Raw genomic sequence first — 18,561 nt, 5'->3', positions numbered from 1 at the left:
TTGTGCCTGCGAGATTACTCTCCCCCGGCAACCTACCCCCTGACTCTTAGGGGCACAGCATGCTGTGCCCGAGCAGACCCCGTTTCCCACACAAGCCTTTCGGTTCGCGCAAACAAAAAACCCCGCACGGTTTCCCGTGCAGGGCTTCTCAACGCCATACCATTAATTAGACGGTAAACACGAACTCGTCACCTTCGACCTTGGCGTGAATGGTCGCACCCGGTGCGAAGTCGCCAGCCAGAATACGCTGGGCCAGCGGGTTTTCGATCCAGCGCTGGATTGCACGCTTGAGCGGACGAGCACCATACACCGGGTCGTAACCGACCGAGATCAGTTTCTCCAGCGCCTCGTCAGTCAACTGCAGATCCAGTTCGCGCTCAGCCAGACGCTGACGCAGGCGGCTGAGCTGAATCTCGGCGATACCGGCGATCTGGTCCTTGCCGAGCGGCTCGAACACCACTACTTCATCGACCCGGTTAATGAACTCGGGACGGAAGTGCTGGGTCAGCGCGTCCATCACCGCCGCATGCTGGGCTTCGCGATCACCCACCAGCTCCTGAATCTGGGCTGAGCCCAAGTTGGATGTCATCACCACCACGGTGTTGCGGAAGTCGACCGTGCGGCCCTGGCTGTCGGTCAGGCGGCCATCTTCCAGCACCTGCAGCAGCACGTTGAACACGTCCGGGTGGGCCTTCTCGACCTCATCCATCAGGATCACTGAGTACGGCTTGCGACGCACTGCTTCGGTCAGGTAGCCACCCTCTTCGTAGCCGACGTAGCCCGGAGGCGCGCCGATCAAACGCGCGACCGAATGTTTCTCCATGAACTCGGACATATCGATCCGAACCATGGCGTCTTCGGTGTCGAACAGGAACTCGGCCAGCGCCTTGCACAGCTCGGTTTTACCGACACCGGTCGGACCAAGGAACATGAACGAGCCGCTCGGGCGGTTCGGATCGGCCAAGCCGGCACGTGAACGGCGCACCGCGTTGGAGACCGCCACTACCGCTTCGTGCTGGCCGATCACCCGCTTGTGCAGGCCCTCTTCCATGCGCAGCAGCTTGTCGCGCTCGCCTTCAAGCATCTTGGCCACCGGAATGCCGGTCCACTTGGAGACGACCTCGGCAATTTCCTCGTCGGTCACCTTGTTGCGCAGCAACTGGTTTTCCGGTTTGGTGTGCTGCTCGGCCATCTGCTGGCTGCGCTCCAGATCCGGAATCACACCGTATTGCAGCTCGGCCATGCGGTTCAAATCACCCTTGCGGCGGGCTTGATCCAGCTCGGCCTTGGCTTGCTCGATCTTCTCCTGAATCTGCGCCGAACCCTGTACGTCGGCCTTTTCCGCCTTCCAGATTTCTTCCAGATCGGCGTACTCGCGCTCGAGCTTGGCAATGTCTTCTTTCAGCTTCTCCAGCCGCTTCAGGGCCGCGTCGTCGTCTTCCTTCTTCAGCGCTTCACGTTCTACCTTGAGCTGAATCAGGCGACGCTCCAGACGATCCAGCGCTTCCGGTTTGGAGTCGATCTCCATGCGAATGCGGCTGGCGGCTTCGTCGATCAGATCGATGGCCTTGTCCGGCAGCTGCCGGTCAGTAATGTAGCGATGCGACAGCTTGGCCGCCGCGATGATCGCGCCATCGGTGATGGTGATCTTGTGGTGCAGCTCGTAGCGTTCTTTCAGGCCGCGCAGAATGGCGATGGTGTCTTCTTCGGAAGGCTCATCGACCAGCACCTTCTGGAAGCGACGCTCGAGCGCGGCATCCTTCTCGATGTACTGACGGTACTCGTCTAGCGTGGTAGCGCCGACGCAGTGCAGTTCGCCACGGGCCAGTGCCGGCTTGAGCATATTGCCCGCATCCATGGAGCCTTCGGCCTTGCCGGCCCCTACCATGGTGTGCAGCTCGTCGATAAACAGAATGACCCGGCCTTCCTGCTTGGACAGCTCGTTGAGCACCGCCTTTAGGCGCTCTTCAAACTCGCCGCGGAACTTGGCACCAGCGATCAACGCGCCCATGTCGAGCGACAACAGACGCTTGTCTTTCAGACCATCCGGCACTTCACCGTTGACGATACGCTGGGCCAGACCTTCGACAATCGCGGTCTTACCAACACCGGGCTCACCGATCAGCACCGGGTTGTTCTTGGTACGACGCTGCAGCACCTGAACGGTACGGCGAATTTCATCGTCACGACCAATCACAGGGTCCAGCTTGCCCTCTTCGGCACGCTTGGTCAGGTCGACGGTGTACTTGTCCAGCGCCTGGCGTGACTCTTCAGCGTTCGGGTCGTTGACCGACTCGCCGCCGCGCAGGTTGTTGATCGCGTTCTCCAGCGCCTTCTTCGACACGCCCTGACCGAGCAACACCTTGCCTGCGGTCGTGCTGTCGTCCATCGCGGCGAGCAGCACCAGCTCGCTGGAAATAAACTGGTCGCCCTGTTTCTGCGCCAGACGGTCGGCTTGATTGAGCAGACGCGCCAGTTCCTGCGACAGGCTGACATCACCGGTCGGATTGCTGACCGTCGCCAGTTTGTCGATGGCCTCGTTCAGGGCCGCGCGCAGGGCTGCAATATCGAAGCCGACCTGCATCAGCAGCGGCTTGATCGAGCCGTGCTGCTGCTCAATCAGCGCCAGCACCAGGTGCAGCGGGTCAATCTGGGAGTGGTCGCGGCCGACGGCCATGGATTGTGCGTCGGACAGGGCGACCTGGAGCTTGCTGGTCATACGATCAATACGCATGAATAAAAGTCCTCTAGTCTGAGCCCGACCGAACAGTTCGTAGCGGGCCTTTCATCTGTGATGACACAGTTATAGGGACGATTATTGCGCTTTCAAGTGACCCCATGATGACTGGGGTCAATTTTTTGTCACTCAGCAAACCAAATCAGGGACGCAAGGCGCCCTGTTTGTCCGTCACGACGGTAGGAATAAAAGCGTTCGGCATCCGTGAAGGTGCATTCACCACCACCATAGATCTGCTGCACACCAACCGCTGCAAGACGCTGGCGCGCGAGCTGATAGATATCCGCCAGCCAGTGTCCGTCGCGTTCGGATGGAACAAACGCGGAAGCGGCTTGTGGATCAGCGTCGATAAACGCATCACGCACTTCTGCGCCCACTTCAAAGGCTGTCGGGCCAATCGCCGGGCCCAGCCAGACCAGAATGTCGTCTGATGAACCGCCAAGCGTGTCGACCGTCTGCTCAAGCACGCCGTCAAGCAGCCCGCGCCAGCCCGCATGAGCGGCCGCGACACGCTTACCGTCGCGGGTGCAGAACAGCGCAGGCAAACAGTCAGCCGTCATGATGGTGCAGGCAACGCCCGCTTCATCGGTCCAGCTGGCATCAGCCTCGCAAACCCGGGACGGGTCTGCTCGGCAAACATCTACCCCGTGCACCTGCTTGAGCCACGCCGGACGGCAACCCAATGCCTGCTCCAGCTCGGCGCGATTGGCTGCCACGTGCGCGGGATCATCACCAACGTGATCACCCAGATTGAACCCGCGCCAGACTCCCTCACTGTGCCCGCCCAGGCGTGTAGTCACGCAGGTGCGCACATTTTTCGGAGCGGGCCAGTCAGCGCTCAACCAGTGGGTATTCATTCGCCGATCTCACCATCCTCTCGCAGCAGCGCCAGCAGGTGCTGCATATCTTCCGGCAGCGGCACCTGCCAGCTCATGTGACGACCGTCAGTCGGGTGCTCGAGTTCAAGACGGCGCGCGTGCAGCGCCTGGCGCGGAAACTCGCGCAGCTCCTTGATCAGCTCAGGGCTGGCGCCCGGCGGAATACGCAGACGGCCGCCGTAGACTGGGTCACCGACCAGCGGGAAATGGATATAGCTCATATGCACGCGAATCTGGTGGGTACGCCCGGTCTCCAGCTTGACCTTGACGTGGGTATGGGCACGGAAGCGATTAATCACCCGATAGTGACTGATGGCCGTCTTGCCGCCAGCGACCACAGCCATCTTCTGACGCTGGGTACCGTGCCGGGCAATCGGCTGATCAACCTTGCCCCCAGAGGTCATAACGCCCACCACCACACAATCGTACTCGCGACTGACGGTACGCGCCTGCAGTTGGGCCACCAGATCGGTCTGAGCCTCGATGGTCTTGGCAACCACCATCAGGCCCGTGGTGTCCTTGTCGAGGCGGTGAACAATGCCGGCACGCGGGACCTTGGCCAGCTCAGGCGCGTGGTGCAGCAGAGCATTGAGCAAGGTGCCGTCCTGATGCCCGGCGGCCGGGTGCACGACCAAACCGGCAGGCTTGTTGATCACCAGCAGCGCGTCGTCTTCGTAGATGATATCCAGGTCGATGGCTTCAGCCTGCCACTCGCCCTGCACTTCGCGCTCGGCATCCAGCTCCAGCTGCTCACCGCCCAGCAGGATGTCACGGGTACGTTTGCGCTCACCATCGACCAGCAGGCTGCCATCCTTGATCCAGCCCTGCAGGCGGGAGCGGGAGTAGTCGGGGAACAATTGCGCAGCTACTTGGTCTAGGCGTTGACCACCCGACTCCGGGCTGACCTGTGCGGACAAACGAATACGATCTGACATGGAGAACTCACTGGAAGGCGTCGTGCGCCGGAACCGGCCGCAATCCCTTTTGGAATCGACCGGACGCTGTGGTTAAATACGGCTGGTCCGGGATGTCCGGACAAGGCTGCAAAGGCCCAAACTATAACAGGACGGCCGCACTGGAAACAGCGCACGCCAACCATTCGGATGTCATGATATGTCGATGAAACATCTGCTGCTGGTCGGAGTACTGGCACTGCTGGCCGCGTGCTCTTCCAACGCACCGGTGATTGACGAGTCGCTCAGCGAGTCGGAGCTGTATCGCAAGGCCCAGACCGATCTGGATGCAAAGAACTTTGGCTCCGCAGTTGAGACCCTGCGCGCCCTTGAGGCCCGCTACCCGTTCGGTCGCTACGCCGAGCAGGCCCAGCTTGAACTGATCTACGCCTACTACCAGAATTTTGAGCCGGAAGCGGCTACCGCATCGGCTGATCGCTTCATCCGTCTGCACCCGACCCACCCGAGTGTTGACTACGCCTACTACATCCGCGGTCTGGCCTCGTTCACCCGCGATCAGGGCATCCTCGAGCGCTTCCTGCCGCTGGACATGACCCGCCGCGATCCGGGCGCCGCCCGCGACTCGTTCAATGATTTCGCCCAGCTGATCAACCGCTACCCGAACAGCCAGTACGCTCCTGACGCCCGCGCACGCATGATTTACCTGCGTAATCTGCTGGCCGCCTACGACGTACACGTTGGCCACTACTACCTCAAGCGCGGCGCCTTTTTGGCCGCTGCCAACCGAGGCCGTTATGTCGTTGAGAACTTCCAGCAGACGCCCTCCGTTGGTGACGGTCTGGCGCTGATGGTTGCCGGTTACGACCGCCTGGCCATGTATGATCTGGCCGACAGCGCGCTGGAAACCCTGAAACTCAACTACCCCGAGCACCCGGCGCTGGTTGACGGCAAGTTCAAGCATCACGTTGAACCAGCCGAAGCTGAAATGGATTGGCTCGAAGCCACGTCTGTCGGCGTTATCGACGCGGTAACCGCGCCGCCGCCGCGTATGGCCAAGACCCAGATGGAACGCGAGATGGATCGTCAGTATCAGGACGCCGTCGCTGCCCTGCCGCGCGAGATTCGTGTCCAGGCAGGTGACGAGCCGCATCGCAGCTTCTGGAACCGCATCACCTTCGGCCTGCTCGACTGAACAGGCTGAAACAAAAAGCCCCGCAATGCGGGGCTTTTTTATGCTTTGGAAAAACTCGATACCCTGTCTCGTAACAGCCGCAGCCTGGGCACAGCATGCTGCGCCCAAGCCTCGCCCGTGAACGTCTTCCGGTTCAGTCGTCCATCGCCCAGCCGGAGGTGATCGGATAACGGCGGTCGCGGCCAAAACCTCGCTGGGTCACCCGCGCACCCACCGCAGCCTGACGACGCTTGTACTCATTCAGATCGACCAGACGCACCACCCGCTTGACCTGATCCTCATCAAAACCGGCCGCGATGATCGCACTGGCCGACAGGTCATGTTCGATGTAGAGGCGCAGAATCTCGTCCAGCACCGGGTACGGCGGCAGCGAGTCTTCGTCTTTCTGATCCGGTGCCAGCTCGGCTGACGGCGGACGGTCGATTACCCGCTGGGGGATCACCGCACCCAGGGTGTTACGGTACTCGGCCAGACGAAACACCAGCGTCTTTGGCACATCTTTGAGCACATCAAAACCGCCGGCCATATCACCGTACAAGGTGGCGTAACCTACCGCCATCTCGCTCTTGTTGCCGGTGGTCAGTACCAGCGAGCCAGTCTTGTTCGACAGCGCCATCAGCATGGTGCCACGGCAACGGGCCTGCAGGTTTTCTTCCGTGGTATCACGCGGCATTCCGGCAAACACCGGCTCCAGCGTTTGCATAAAGGCCTCGACCATCGGGGCAATCGGCAGTACCCGATAGGTTACGTGCATGCTGCGCGCCTGAGCCTCGGCATCTTCCAGGCTCATGCCGGAGGTGTAGTGGTAAGGCATCATCACAGCTTCAACCCGCTCGGCACCTAGCGCATCGACGGCAACGGCCAGGGTCAGCGCCGAGTCGATACCACCCGACAGGCCGAGCACTACGCCCTTAAAGCCGTTCTTGTTGACGTAATCGCGCACCCCGGTCACCAGCGCCTGATAGACACTGGCTTCTACCTCGGGCATCGCCGCCAGAGCGCCTTGACGCAGGCGTACCTGCTGCTCATCGAATTGCACATCGACCGGATACAAGCCTTCGCAGAACGGCGCAACCCGGCAGGCAATCTGGCCATCGGCATCAACCGCAACGGAGCCGCCGTCGAATACCAGCTCATCCTGCCCGCCGACCTGATTGACATAAATAATCGGCATGGCACCTTCGGCAGCCCGTTCAGCCAACATGGCTTCGCGTTCGCGCTGCTTGTCCATGTGGAACGGCGACGCATTAAGGTTGAGCATCAACCGCGCCCCGGCGTCACGCGCCTGCGCCATCGGCTGCGGATGCCAAATGTCCTCACAAACACTGAGGGCGACCGGCAAACCGTCGATCTCCAGACAGCATGCCTCAAAGCCCTCGGTGAAATAGCGCTTCTCGTCAAATACCCGGTAATTGGGCAATTGCTGCTTGGCATAGGAGGCGAGAATGCGGCCATCGGCAATGACCGCAGCCATGTTGTAGCACTTCTCGTCGTCCTGCCACGGGTAGCCGACGACAACGTAAATACCGTGCACGTCGGCGCAGAGTTTATCCAGCGCACGACTGATGCGCGCCTGCATGCTGGAGCGCAGCAGCAAATCCTCTGGCGGATAACCGCACAGCGACAGCTCCGGAAACACGATCACCCGGGCACCCAACTCGTCGCGGGCGTGCCTGGATGCCTCGATGATTCGCTCCAGATTGCCCGGGATGTCGCCCACCCGCATGTTCAGCTGGGCCATCACGATGCGCAAGGTTGCCGTCATGTCGTTTCTCCTGACTCAAGATGCGGCCTATTGTCCGGCAAGCGCCGAGACCTCGCAATCGCAACATGGCTTTGGCGCATCCCGGCCTTGGGCTACACTGGGGCACCTAGTATGGAACTCGCGACACCATGGGACTGATCAAACTGATAATTCTGGCCGCGCTGGTATGGGTTGGCCTGCGTTTCTGGCGCGCCTTGCAACACCAACGCACCTCGCAACAGACACCCGACCAGGCCCCGCCGGACGCCCCCGTGATGGTGCGTTGTGCGCAATGCCAGGTTCACCTGCCACAGTCACGTGCCCTGCGCGCTGGCGACCAATGGTACTGCTGCGCGGAACATCGAGATGAACACAGCGACAGCTGAACGGATCGACTCGCAACGTCCGCGCATCCTGCGGCTGTACAACCTCTACCGGGTCATTCTCGGCTTCGGCCTGACCCTGCTCACCAGCTCCGACCTGCGCCAGGGCATACTCGCGCCAAGCGATCCTGAGGTCTACGCCCAAGCCTGCTGGATCTACCTGTTCATCAACGTGCTGATCGCACTGTCGCTGCACAAGGGCCGGCGCGACGTTCACCTGTTTGTACTGGCGGTGCTGGATATCACCCTGCTGGGCGTCATTTTCTATGCTGCCGGTGGTATCGGTAGCGGCTTTGGCAACCTGCTGATCATTCCGGTGGCGGTCGGCAATGTCATGCTGCACGGTCGTATTGGCTTGGTGCTGCCGGCATTGTCCAGTCTGGTACTGATCTACCTGACCTTCTTTCTTAGCCTGACCCACCCATTTATTGGTCAGAACTACCTGCAGGCCGGGGTGCTGGGGGCTATTTATTTCGCCGTCGCTTTATTCGTTCAACGCGTCAGCCGCCGCCTTTACCTCTCGGAAATCCTCGCCAAAGAACAGGCTGCCAACCTCGCCAGCCTGGAACAGCTGAACCAGTTGATCATCCAGCGTATGCGCACCGGCATCATGGTGGTCAGCGCTGACAACCGGATTCTCACCAGCAACGAGGCCTGTTCACAGATGCTCAACCGCGACGTGCCAGCGGGCGAATTGCTGGACCGTATCGCGCCAGAGCTGGATCAGCGTCTGCGCCAATGGCAACGCAACCCGTCGGTGCGCGCCACGTCTTTCCACAGTTTCAGCGGCAGTGCCGAGCTGATGGCCAACTTCAAACCGCTCGGCGTTCAGGCGCAGGACAACATTCTGGTGTTTCTGGATGACAACACCCAAGTCGCGCAGCAGGCGCAACAGCTCAAACTGGCATCGCTGGGCCGGCTGACCGCGAGCATTGCCCATGAGATTCGCAATCCGCTCGGCGCCATCAGCCACGCCGCGCAGTTGCTGAACGAGTCTGAGCAACTGTCGCGTCAGGATATCCGCCTGACCGAAATCATCCAGCAACACTCCCAGCGCATGAACCGCGTCATCGAAACGGTGCTGGAGCTCTCTCGCCGACGCCCGAGCGAACCGCAGCTGGTTGATCTGGCCCTCTGGGTCTCAAACTTTCTGGCTGATTTTCGGGCCTCACATCCGGCAACCGACAACATCGACTGCGAGATAGAGAAGGAAGGCATCCTCACTCGCATCGATCCGAACCAGATGACGCAGGTGCTCAATAACCTATGCAACAACGCCCTGCGCTACAGCGGCGAACCCGGCAGCGCCCGCTCAATCGAACTCAAGCTCTTCATCCGCCCCGATACCGAGCTTCCTATACTGGAGGTAATTGATCACGGGCCGGGGGTCGCCGAAGAGCACCTGGGTCACATTTTCGAGCCTTTCTACACCACGGAAGCGACCGGCACCGGACTGGGCCTGTATATTTCGCGCGAACTCTGCGAAAGCAACCAGGCCAGGCTGGAATGTGATCGCGTGCAGCCACACGGCTGCTGTATGCGCATCACCTTCGCGCACCCGAAACGACTGGTATGATGCCTCGAAATTGAAGGACAGGAGTCAAGCAGCAAGCCATGACGCAACCGACCGTGCTGATCATCGATGACGAGCCAGACATCCTCGAGCTACTCGAGCTGACGCTCGGGCGCATGTCGCTGCAGACCCGCAGCGCCAGCACGATGAGCGAGGCGATGACGCTGCTGCAATCCCAGCACTTTGATCTGTGCCTGACAGACATGCGACTGCCGGACGGTGATGGCATGACCATCGTGCGCCATATTCAGCAGCACTACACCAGCACCCCGGTCGCGATGATTACCGCCTACGGCAGCCTGGATACCGCGATCAACGCGCTCAAGGCGGGTGCATTCGATTTTCTGACCAAGCCTGTCGACCTCACACGCCTGCGCGAGCTGGTCTCAACCGCACTGCGTCTCAACCAGCCGCGAGCCAGCGACAACCCGCAGGATCGGGATCCCATCCTCGGCATATCGCCGCCCATAGAGCGCCTACGCAAGCAAATCAGCAAGCTCGCGCGCAGCCAGGCCCCGTTGTATATCAGCGGCGAATCAGGGAGTGGCAAGGAGTTGGTTGCCCAACGTATTCATGCGCTCAGCCCGCGCGCCGACCAGGCCTTTGTTCCAGTTAACTGCGGCGCCATTCCCTCGGAGCTGATGGAGAGTGAATTTTTTGGCCACCGCAAGGGCAGCTTCTCCGGTGCGGTGGCCGACAAACCCGGCCTGTTTCAGGCCGCCAACCACGGCACCCTGTTTCTTGACGAAGTCGCCGACCTGCCAATGGCCATGCAGGTGAAGCTGCTGCGCGCCATTCAGGAAAAGGCTGTGCGCGCCGTCGGCAGCCAGCACGAAGAGTCGGTAGACGTGCGGCTGCTATGCGCCACCCATAAAGACCTCGCGAACGAAGTCGCGCAGGGCCGCTTCCGCCAGGATCTGTTCTACCGCATCAACGTCATCGAATTGCAGGTTCCGCCACTGCGCTCACGCCGCGAAGACCTGCCACTGCTGGTTCAGAGCATTCTTGAGCGACTAGCCGAACGCGCCGGCGTGAGTGCGCCCAGCGTGACGGAAGCCGGCATGGAGCGGCTGCTCAACTACCGCTTCCCCGGCAACGTGCGGGAGCTGGAAAACGCGCTGGAACGGGCCTTTACCCTGTGCGAAGACCAGCAGATCGACGCCAACGACCTGTGGCTCAGCGCCTGCCCAAGCGCCACCCAGGATGACGGGCCAGACTTCAGCCAAATCGACCACCTGGAAGATTATCTCGACAACATCGAACGCCAGGCGATTACCCAGGCGCTCGAGGAAACCCGCTGGAACAAGACCGCTGCGGCCAAACGACTCGGTCTGACCTTCCGCTCCTTGCGCTATCGCCTGAAAAAGCTCGGACTCGACGACTGAGCTCCCCGCCCGGATTAGTTCAGGCGGGTATCCGGCAGGTAAGGTGCCGGATCAATATCAGGTGTTCGCCCCAGCATCAGATCAGTCAGTAGCCGGCAAGATGCCGGCGCCAGCACCAGACCGTTGCGGAAGTGACCGGTGTTCAGCCACAGCCCCGGCATCGCCGACAGCGGGCCAATATACGGCACCCCATCCGGCGACCCCGGGCGCAATCCCGCCCATTGCGCAACGGGCGCTTGGGCAGCGAGAGCCGGCAGCAGCGCCTCAGCACTGGCCTGCAACGAGGCGAGCGCCTGCTCGGTAGTACGCTTGTCGTATCCTTCGTACTCCAGCGTACTGCCAATCAGAATGTGGCCATCGCGCCGAGGGATCGCATAACGCCCTTGTGCCATGACAATCGACGGCAGCCAGCCCGGGGCCATCTTGTAGAGCAACATCTGGCCCTTTACCGGCTCGACAGGCAGGTTCAGCCCGACCTGAGCCAGCCAGTCGCCGCTCCATGCCCCGGCACACAGCACCACCGCATCTGCCTCGATACGCCCGACAGCACAGTCAACACCCAGCACCGCATCACCGTCACGCAACAACGACTCAACAGCACAGTGCTCGTGCAGCGTAAATTCGTCGAATTGAACCAGGCGTGCGCGCAGCGACTGCATCAACCGTGGGTTGCGCACGTTCGCCAGCCCTAGTTGCCACAGTGCGCCACGAAAACCCGCGGCCAGTTGCGGCACCTGCTGATAGATGAAGTCGGCATCGACTGAACGTAATGGTTTGGCATGGGCGCCAGCCCAACTGAGCGCCAGTTCCTGCTCGTCGTGATCCAGCCACAGTAGACCGCACGAATGAACTTCCGGATCCAGTCCGGTCTGCTCCAGAAGCGCCTCTGCCAGCGCAGGATAATAGCCCTGAGACCAATCAGACAGCGCACTGACAGCGTCGCAATAACGCCATGGATAAAGAGGTGAAACGATGCCACCGCCGGCCCAGGACGCTTCGCGCCCCAGCTCGCCACGCTCCAGCAGCGTCACTCTGCAGCCGGCCTGCAGCAGCTCCAGCGCGCTCAAACAGCCCATCACCCCACCACCCACCAGCACTACATCACGCATCCACTCGCCCCCAGCACGACCCGCCGTCAGGCCGCTGTAGTAAATTATCGCGCAGGAGCTGCCCCCTGCCGCGCGCAAGACTAACGCAGAATCCGCCCCATTTAGACCAAAGTCGGGCAAAAAGGGCACCACAATGGCAGCATTGCCCCAATCTTGATCCTGTCACCGCTCTCGAGAAACCGGTATGATACGCGTTCTCTGAACTACTCCAATGGCCGATCACCGTCAGACCATTGAGCCCTGGCCGGCAGTTCTACACGAACCGCCAATCGCTATGCCCATCAGCCAACAACTGATACCCACGTACCGGGGCGTTCGGAGCAGACAGCACACATTGCTTGCCGTGGTCTCGACGCAGCCAAAAGCGACAGTCGGGAACAAGCCCGTTTGCTAGCCGCCCCGACATTGGCCAGTATGATCACTGGAGAGCTCAAGAGGCTCCTTGATTTTTACCAAAGAGGCGACATGTAAATGACAGCAACGAACGTAGATGTATTGCTGGTCGGTGGTGGTGTCATGAGCGCTACGCTGGGAATGTTGCTCAAACAGTTGGATCCAGCCATGACCATTACCCTGGTCGAGCGTCTGGACCACGTGGCTCACGAAAGCACCGACGGCTGGAACAACGCCGGCACCGGTCACGCTGGCTACTGTGAGCTGAACTACACTCCCGAAGACCAGAATGGCAATGTCGCAATTGAACGCGCCTTGGCCATCAATGCATCCTTCGAAGTAACCCTGCAATTCTGGAGCTACCTGGTAGAACAGGGCATCATCCAGAACCCGTCAGACTTCATCAACGCGACCGCACATCAGAGCTTTGTCTGGGGTGAGAAGGATGTAGCCTTCCTGCGCAAGCGTCATGAGCTGCTCAGCCAGCACCACCTGTTTGCCGAAATGCAGTACAGCGAGGCACCAGAGCAACTGCGCGAATGGATGCCGCTGATCATGTCGAGCCGCGACACCAGCCAGCCGATCGCTGCTACCCGCGTAGATCATGGCTCGGATGTGGACTTCGGTTCTCTGACCCGCCGCATGATTGCTCACCTCGAGCAGCAGGACGGCTTTGAGCTGCGCCTGAGTCACTCGGTAAAAAGCCTGCGCAAGAGCAAGCGTGGCTACTGGCGGGTGGTCGTTGAGGACGAGAAGACCGGCAAGGAAATTGAGTTCAATGCCAAATTTGTCTTCCTTGGCGCCGGCGGTGGCTCACTGCCGCTGCTGCAGAAGTCGAACATCGACGAAAGCCAGGGCTACGGCGGCTTCCCAGTTAGCGGTCAATGGCTGGTGTGCCAGGACGAAAACGTGGTCAAGCGCCACAGCTCCAAGGTTTACGGTAAGGCACCGGTCGGCGCGCCGCCGATGTCGGTTCCACACCTGGACACCCGCATCATCAACGGCAAGCCGGCACTGCTGTTCGGGCCGTTCGCCGGCTTCACCACCAAGTTCCTGAAAAAGGGCTCGATTTTCGACCTGTTCTCCTCGGTCAAACCATATAACGTCGCCCCCATGATGGCGGTTGGCCGGGATAACATGGACCTGACCAAGTACCTGATCGCCGAGTCATTCCAGTCGCACAAGGATCGCGTTGCGTCGCTGCGCAACTTCTTCCCGGACGCCCAGGAAAAGAACTGGAGGCTGCAGAACGCCGGCATGCGCGTGCAGATCATCAAGAAGGACGCCAAGGGGCACGGCAAGCTCGAGTTCGGTACTGAAATCGTCGCAGCCAAAGACGGTTCATTGGCCGCCCTGCTGGGTGCCTCGCCCGGCGCTTCAACTGCAGTGCAGGCGATGATCGACGTGATCGAGCGCTGCTTCAAGGACAGCATTGCCAGCCCAGAATGGCAGGAGCGCATGAAGACGCTGGTTCCGTCCTATGGGCAGTCCTTGGTCAAGGATGCAGAGCTGCTCAAGCAAGTCCGTCAGCGCACCCTGAGCACCCTCAAACTGACCTAATAGCCAGTCTGAAAGCGCTCGATACGCTCCGGTGTTGGTGGGTGGGTTGAGAGGAAGCCACTCAACTCATCCAGCTCGCCCTCTTCACCAGAGGGCGGGTCCATCCGGAGCATCACATCGGCAAAGCGCTGCGGCGAAATGTTCTGCTCCTGCAGAAAGGCCAACGCAAAATCATCCGCTTCCTCTTCCATCCCCCGCTGATAACTCAATGTCGCCAACAAAGCCGGTACGCCCGTAACCAGATCCGATGCGGCCGACACATCCCCCGTCAGCGACACCATTACGAACACCAGCAACGAACCCTGCACCAAGTTACGCATACTGTGACGGTGAACCGCATGCCCTACTTCGTGAGCCAGTACCGCGACCAGCTCCTCGTCGTGCTCTGCCAACGCAACCATCTCGTCGGTAAACACCAGATTGCCACCGGGCAAGGCGAAGGCATTGGCGCCCAACGCCTCGCTGGCACGAAAATGGACCTTCAAACGGTGCTCCGGATAACGCAGCTCCAACGCCGCAAGGTAGGGCTGCATCGCCTGCAACAACGCTTGCTGGCGGCCCTCGCTCAGCGTACTGGGCGAAGTCCAGAACCGATCCAAGGTATCCAACCCCTCCTCGCCAGCGCGCTGCTCAAGCGCCACCGGAACCCGGTACGCAACCTGCTTTGAAAGCCAGGGCACGCCCCAGATCACCCCACCCAGCAACATGGCCAAAACCGCGACCAGTGACACCAGCACCAGCGAGATATTCAATTCCAGCCGGCGCAACCAGACCGTTCCGCCATCTGTAGCCTTGAGACCGGCGGCCAATGCCTGTAGCCCGACCACATCGGCCGATTCCAGCGCCGCCCGCTCGCCCAGGTGCAGATAGCTGTTGGCGCTACCTACCTGAATTCCCAGACGCACATCCGCTGCAGAAAAATAGGCAACGCTGCCATCCTCGAGGTCGAGCCGCAGCTGCTCTCCCTGCAAGCATGCTGTGGCTGCACGGGCGCCGCTCGACTCTCCGTCAAAGAAGCGCCCGCTGATCTGCCGATCAACCGAAGGAGAAGCCGACATCGAATGCGTCCCCCAGCTCCATACCAACCGCACCCGCGCGTTGCGCTTCACCCGCTACAAAGCCATCGAGGTCACCGGCGATTTCCATTTGGGTACAACTGGCCCGATAGCGCGCCATGCGCACTTTCGCCCAAGCGGTGTAGAACCCCATGGTCAGCGCAATCAACAGCGAGTTCGTGACAAAAATCCAGACCATCCGACGCTTGCTCAGCGTGGAAACAAAGGCATGCTCATCCAGCTGAGTGGCATTGGTTACCAGATTGGTGACGCCAGCCATCATGTAGCCGAAGAGCGCGAGATACGCGAGAAAGATGCCGACAACGCCCAGCGCCGAATGCACCGTCGATGCCACACCGCCCAGCAGCGCGAAACCAACAAACACCAGGATCATGCGCAAAAAGAACATATAGGTCTGACCGACGGTCAGCGCCAACTGGAAGGGACTGCTGCCAAACCGCGTGTTATCGACGAGAAAGCGATACCAACGCTGGGCCGAGAACGGCAACAGCAAACCCAGCGTCAAGATCCCCGCCAGGGGCCACAGGTAGATCACCTGAAAGGCATGCCAATACGAGCCGGCAAAGTCGAAACGGATATTGCGGTAAGCGCTGTTGATCGCGTGAAACTTCAACGAGCGCGTAATAATCCAGGGAATCAGCGGCAGAAACAACAACAGTAAGCCCAGCGCCACCATCGGAAAGAAGCTTGAAGCCACGGACCAGATGATCACCGCCACCAGCGCCACCAGGCGACCACGAAAAATCACCCACGGGTCAGCCAGATACTGAAAGCTGTCGCCTTCCAGTACGGTGTGTCCATAGAAGTACTGCAGATTGCGAACCTTAGCCCAGGGCGCATAAAACCCCAGCGTCACCACAAGCAGCAGAATGTTGACGATCCAGATACCGAAGTACTCGCCGCCGTTCCCGGTAAACTGGATCTGCGACCGTCGGCGCGCAGGGGCAGCGACACCGGCCTCGGGCTTGGCCCCATCCATATCCCCAATCGCCGGCTCACGGCGCGCCCTGCCAACCTCAGGTACGGCGCTGGAAGATGCCGCGGATACAGCAGCCACACCATCCGGCACAATCTCTGTTATCAGACCCGCGGCATGCAGCCGTTGCCGGTAGCGCTCGGCCAGAGCCGCCGTCAGCCCGGACTTGATGGTGACCGCACGACCTGCCAGCAACCTCTCAACCTGCTGACTACCAAAACCAAGCTGCAGCAGATTCTGCTTCAGCTGGTCCAGCTCAACGCCGTCAACCCGCTGGCCACTGCACACTACCTTGAACAATTCACCCATATCGTAACCATCCCTGCCGTCATCATTCCCTTATACCCACGCAGTAATGCCCTTCCCCGCGCCTCGCTCGCCATTCAACCAACTGCAACCGGTCAGCGCAAGCGCAGAACAGGCAGGTACTTCACTGTCGAGTTACATCCATATCGACGCCTTCGCGAACCAAAGACTCGAACGCCAAATCCAATTCATCCATGAGTGCTGCGGCGTCCGCCCTGCGACGCGAGATAAACAGACGCATGGGCGGCTCCTCGACGACGATATGCGGGAGATACTCCAACCCCAACTCTGCCATCGCGGCGACAGCCTGACCGCGGTAGTCCAGCAGATAATCACCGCGCCCGCGCAGCAACATACGTATGGCCCCCACGTGAGAACTGCTGGAGCGCTTCTCGACATCAAGGCGATCATCCTGCAGAACCCGCGAGATCGGCAGACTGTAGTTGTAATTGGTGATCAGGATTAGTGAGCGCTTGTGCAAGCTATCTGGCCAGACTGGCACCGGCTCACCTTGACGATAGTAGAGGTGCACGGGTAAACGACCGAAACTGGATCGCCCCTGCACCGTGTAGGCTTCAAGCCCAACCTGATTGTTTAGCCCCAGCCAGACATCCAGTTCACCCGAGACCAGACCACGTCGAACCCTGGCGATCGGCAAAAGGGTGATATCAAAGTCCCTTCCGGCCCGTTCAAAAAGGCGTGTGAGCACATCTACAGCGTGCCCCACTACTCGCCCCTGCTCGTCGTACTCGGAATAGCCGGGATACGGCAGCAAGACCACCTTGAGTACCGCGTCATTCGCTGCTGCGTTGCCGCTCAACAACAGCGCTGTCGCTAGCAGGCAGTTGCGGGCGCACGTACCAATTCTGCTTTTTATTGTTATCGTTCTCACTCTGACCTCTGCTGCCCGGCAAAACACACGGGCACCGACTCCAACTCAGGGTAGCCACAGAATGCCACGCCCGCAGGGCAAAAAAAAACCCACGACGCAGGTCGTGGGTTTTCTTTCTTCGGTCAGCGACGCGGATCAGGCACCGTACACCGGCAGGCGGGCGCAGACGGCCTTGACCTGCTCACGGACGCGGTCGATAACGGACTCGTCACCCATGTTGTCGAGAATGTCACAGATCCAGCCAGCCAGCGCTTCACAGTCGCTTTCAACAAAGCCACGTGTGGTCACAGCCGGCGTACCAATACGCAGACCAGAGGTCACAAACGGAGAGCGCGGGTCATTCGGTACGCTGTTCTTGTTGACGGTGATGTAGGCACGGCCCAGGGCCGCATCCGCGTCCTTGCCGGTGATGTCCTGCTTGATCAGCGACAACAGGAACAGGTGGTTCTGAGTGCCGCCGGAAACCACGTCAAAGCCGCGCTCGATGAACACCTTGGCCATTGCCTGAGCGTTTTTCACGACCTGCTGCTGGTACGTCTTGAACTCGGGCTGCAATGCTTCCTTGAAGCAGATCGCCTTGGCTGCAATCACGTGCTCCAACGGACCACCTTGGGCGCCCGGGAATACCGCAGAGTTCAGCTTCTTCTCGATCTCTTCGTTGGCGCGAGCCAGAATCAGACCACCACGCGGACCACGCAGGGTCTTGTGGGTAGTCGTGGTAACCACATCCGCGAACGGAACCGGGTTGGGGTAAACGCCTGCAGCAACCAGACCGGCAACGTGCGCCATGTCAACGAACAGGTAGGCGCCGACCTTGTCAGCGATAGCGCGGAAGCGGGCGAAGTCCAGTACCTGTGAGTAGGCACTGAAGCCGGCAACGATCATCTTCGGCTTGTGCTCAACGGCCAGACGCTCGACTTCGTCGTAGTCGATCAGGCCCTGGTCGTTGATACCGTACTGAACGGCGTTGTACAGCTTGCCCGAAGACGAAACAGAGGCACCATGAGTCAGGTGGCCACCATGTGCCAGGCTCATACCCAGAATGGTGTCGCCAGCCTGCAGCAGCGCCAGATAGACAGCCGCGTTAGCCTGGGAGCCGGCGTGCGGCTGGACGTTGGCGTAGTCTGCACCGAACAGTTCCTTGGCGCGATCAATGGCCAGCTGTTCAACAACATCAACGTGCTCGCAGCCACCGTAGTAGCGCTTGCCCGGATAGCCTTCAGCGTACTTGTTGGTCAGTACGGAGCCCTGCGCCTGCATCACTGCCGGGCTGGTGTAGTTCTCAGAGGCAATCAGCTCAATGTGCTCTTCCTGACGCACCGCTTCCTGCTCCATGGCTGCCCAGAGATCAGCATCGAATTTGGCAATATCGTTGGAACGGCTAAACATGTAACGGCCCCCTGCTAGGTCGTTCGGATGAAAAAGAGGCGGCATTTTAACGCA

Annotated in this window: 14 protein-coding genes; 5 read left to right on the top strand and 9 right to left on the bottom strand. The window is 60.2% G+C overall.

Features of this window, described 5'->3' with window-relative positions; translation table 11 throughout:
- Positions 1-166: 166 nt before the first annotated feature.
- From clpB to rluD, 3 genes are all read right to left on the bottom strand, one after another.
- Positions 167-2,734 carry an ATP-dependent chaperone ClpB gene (gene clpB, locus AAFM31_RS10230; protein ID WP_341707821.1) on the bottom strand — a complete coding sequence of 856 codons (2,568 nt, stop codon included), beginning with the start codon at positions 2,732-2,734 and terminating at the stop codon, positions 167-169.
- A gap of 128 nt (positions 2,735-2,862) precedes the next feature.
- Positions 2,863-3,594, bottom strand: a complete 732-nt coding sequence (pgeF, locus tag AAFM31_RS10225; protein WP_341707820.1) for a peptidoglycan editing factor PgeF — start codon at positions 3,592-3,594, stop codon at positions 2,863-2,865.
- Entirely contained in the window at positions 3,591-4,550 is a 960-nt protein-coding gene (gene rluD / locus AAFM31_RS10220; protein WP_341707819.1) for a 23S rRNA pseudouridine(1911/1915/1917) synthase RluD, read from the bottom strand. The genes pgeF and rluD overlap by 4 nt, the downstream gene beginning before the upstream one ends.
- 178 nt (positions 4,551-4,728) lie before the next feature.
- Here rluD and AAFM31_RS10215 point away from each other — a divergent pair, with 178 nt between their 5' ends.
- Positions 4,729-5,721 carry an outer membrane protein assembly factor BamD gene (locus tag AAFM31_RS10215; RefSeq protein ID WP_341707818.1) on the top strand — a complete coding sequence of 331 codons (993 nt, stop codon included), beginning with the start codon at positions 4,729-4,731 and terminating at the stop codon, positions 5,719-5,721.
- A gap of 133 nt (positions 5,722-5,854) precedes the next feature.
- On the opposite strand, the gene AAFM31_RS10210 is transcribed toward AAFM31_RS10215, so the two are convergent.
- Positions 5,855-7,486, bottom strand: a complete 1,632-nt coding sequence (locus tag AAFM31_RS10210; protein ID WP_341707817.1) for an NAD+ synthase — start codon at positions 7,484-7,486, stop codon at positions 5,855-5,857.
- Positions 7,487-7,614: 128 nt separating this feature from the next.
- Here AAFM31_RS10210 and AAFM31_RS10205 point away from each other — a divergent pair, with 128 nt between their 5' ends.
- From AAFM31_RS10205 to AAFM31_RS10195, 3 genes are read left to right on the top strand one after another with little or no spacing between them, the layout of a single operon-like run.
- Positions 7,615-7,851: a PP0621 family protein gene (locus tag AAFM31_RS10205; protein WP_341707816.1), complete on the top strand. Its 237-nt coding sequence runs from the start codon at positions 7,615-7,617 to the stop codon at positions 7,849-7,851.
- A complete protein-coding gene (locus AAFM31_RS10200; RefSeq protein WP_341707815.1) occupies positions 7,832-9,424 on the top strand; it encodes an ATP-binding protein in 1,593 nt (530 codons plus the stop codon). The genes AAFM31_RS10205 and AAFM31_RS10200 overlap by 20 nt, the downstream gene beginning before the upstream one ends.
- A 38-nt stretch (positions 9,425-9,462) precedes the next feature.
- Complete coding sequence (locus AAFM31_RS10195; protein WP_341707814.1) at positions 9,463-10,806, top strand: sigma-54 dependent transcriptional regulator; 1,344 nt, start codon at positions 9,463-9,465, stop codon at positions 10,804-10,806.
- A gap of 14 nt (positions 10,807-10,820) precedes the next feature.
- Here AAFM31_RS10195 and thiO read toward each other — a convergent pair whose 3' ends face one another.
- Positions 10,821-11,915, bottom strand: a complete 1,095-nt coding sequence (thiO, locus tag AAFM31_RS10190) for a glycine oxidase ThiO (RefSeq protein WP_341707813.1) — start codon at positions 11,913-11,915, stop codon at positions 10,821-10,823.
- Positions 11,916-12,386: 471 nt separating this feature from the next.
- Between thiO and mqo the strand changes: the two genes are divergently transcribed.
- Complete coding sequence (gene mqo, locus AAFM31_RS10185; RefSeq protein ID WP_341707812.1) at positions 12,387-13,868, top strand: malate dehydrogenase (quinone); 1,482 nt, start codon at positions 12,387-12,389, stop codon at positions 13,866-13,868.
- On the opposite strand, the gene AAFM31_RS10180 is transcribed toward mqo, so the two are convergent.
- The 4 genes from AAFM31_RS10180 to glyA all read right to left on the bottom strand — a co-directional run bounded on the left by AAFM31_RS10180 (position 13,865) and on the right by glyA (position 18,507).
- Positions 13,865-14,926, bottom strand: a complete 1,062-nt coding sequence (locus tag AAFM31_RS10180) for a M48 family metallopeptidase (RefSeq protein ID WP_341707811.1) — start codon at positions 14,924-14,926, stop codon at positions 13,865-13,867. The two genes, mqo and AAFM31_RS10180, sit on opposite strands and share 4 nt — an antisense overlap.
- Positions 14,904-16,229 carry a YjgN family protein gene (locus AAFM31_RS10175; protein WP_341707810.1) on the bottom strand — a complete coding sequence of 442 codons (1,326 nt, stop codon included), beginning with the start codon at positions 16,227-16,229 and terminating at the stop codon, positions 14,904-14,906. Before AAFM31_RS10175 ends, AAFM31_RS10180 begins: the two co-directional genes overlap by 23 nt.
- A gap of 121 nt (positions 16,230-16,350) precedes the next feature.
- Positions 16,351-17,049, bottom strand: coding sequence for a hypothetical protein (locus AAFM31_RS10170; protein ID WP_341707809.1), 699 nt, complete (start codon positions 17,047-17,049; stop codon positions 16,351-16,353).
- A 204-nt stretch (positions 17,050-17,253) separates the two neighbouring features.
- Positions 17,254-18,507 carry a serine hydroxymethyltransferase gene (glyA, locus tag AAFM31_RS10165; protein ID WP_341707808.1) on the bottom strand — a complete coding sequence of 418 codons (1,254 nt, stop codon included), beginning with the start codon at positions 18,505-18,507 and terminating at the stop codon, positions 17,254-17,256.
- Positions 18,508-18,561: the final 54 nt, after the last annotated feature.

Origin of the sequence: Halopseudomonas sp., from assembly GCF_038130085.1 — a bacterium.
Lineage (GTDB): Bacteria > Pseudomonadota > Gammaproteobacteria > Pseudomonadales > Pseudomonadaceae > Halopseudomonas.
The sequence above is the reverse complement of the archived record's forward strand: the minus strand, read 5'-3'. Positions and strand labels throughout refer to the sequence as shown.

Bases quoted from the DNA above. Each gene is read 5' to 3' on its own strand.
- AAFM31_RS10175 (WP_341707810.1), bottom strand. From the start codon at position 16,229: ATGGGTGAATTGTTCAAGGTAGTGTGCAGTGGCCAGCGGGTTGACGGC.
- AAFM31_RS10215 (WP_341707818.1), top strand. From the start codon at position 4,729: ATGTCGATGAAACATCTGCTGCTGGTCGGAGTACTGGCACTGCTGGCC.
- mqo (WP_341707812.1), top strand. From the start codon at position 12,387: ATGACAGCAACGAACGTAGATGTATTGCTGGTCGGTGGTGGTGTCATG.
- AAFM31_RS10200 (WP_341707815.1), top strand. From the start codon at position 7,832: ATGAACACAGCGACAGCTGAACGGATCGACTCGCAACGTCCGCGCATC.
- AAFM31_RS10205 (WP_341707816.1), top strand. From the start codon at position 7,615: ATGGGACTGATCAAACTGATAATTCTGGCCGCGCTGGTATGGGTTGGC.
- pgeF (WP_341707820.1), bottom strand. From the start codon at position 3,594: ATGAATACCCACTGGTTGAGCGCTGACTGGCCCGCTCCGAAAAATGTG.
- rluD (WP_341707819.1), bottom strand. From the start codon at position 4,550: ATGTCAGATCGTATTCGTTTGTCCGCACAGGTCAGCCCGGAGTCGGGT.
- AAFM31_RS10195 (WP_341707814.1), top strand. From the start codon at position 9,463: ATGACGCAACCGACCGTGCTGATCATCGATGACGAGCCAGACATCCTC.
- clpB (WP_341707821.1), bottom strand. From the start codon at position 2,734: ATGCGTATTGATCGTATGACCAGCAAGCTCCAGGTCGCCCTGTCCGAC.
- AAFM31_RS10180 (WP_341707811.1), bottom strand. From the start codon at position 14,926: ATGTCGGCTTCTCCTTCGGTTGATCGGCAGATCAGCGGGCGCTTCTTT.
- AAFM31_RS10210 (WP_341707817.1), bottom strand. From the start codon at position 7,486: ATGACGGCAACCTTGCGCATCGTGATGGCCCAGCTGAACATGCGGGTG.
- thiO (WP_341707813.1), bottom strand. From the start codon at position 11,915: ATGCGTGATGTAGTGCTGGTGGGTGGTGGGGTGATGGGCTGTTTGAGC.
- glyA (WP_341707808.1), bottom strand. From the start codon at position 18,507: ATGTTTAGCCGTTCCAACGATATTGCCAAATTCGATGCTGATCTCTGG.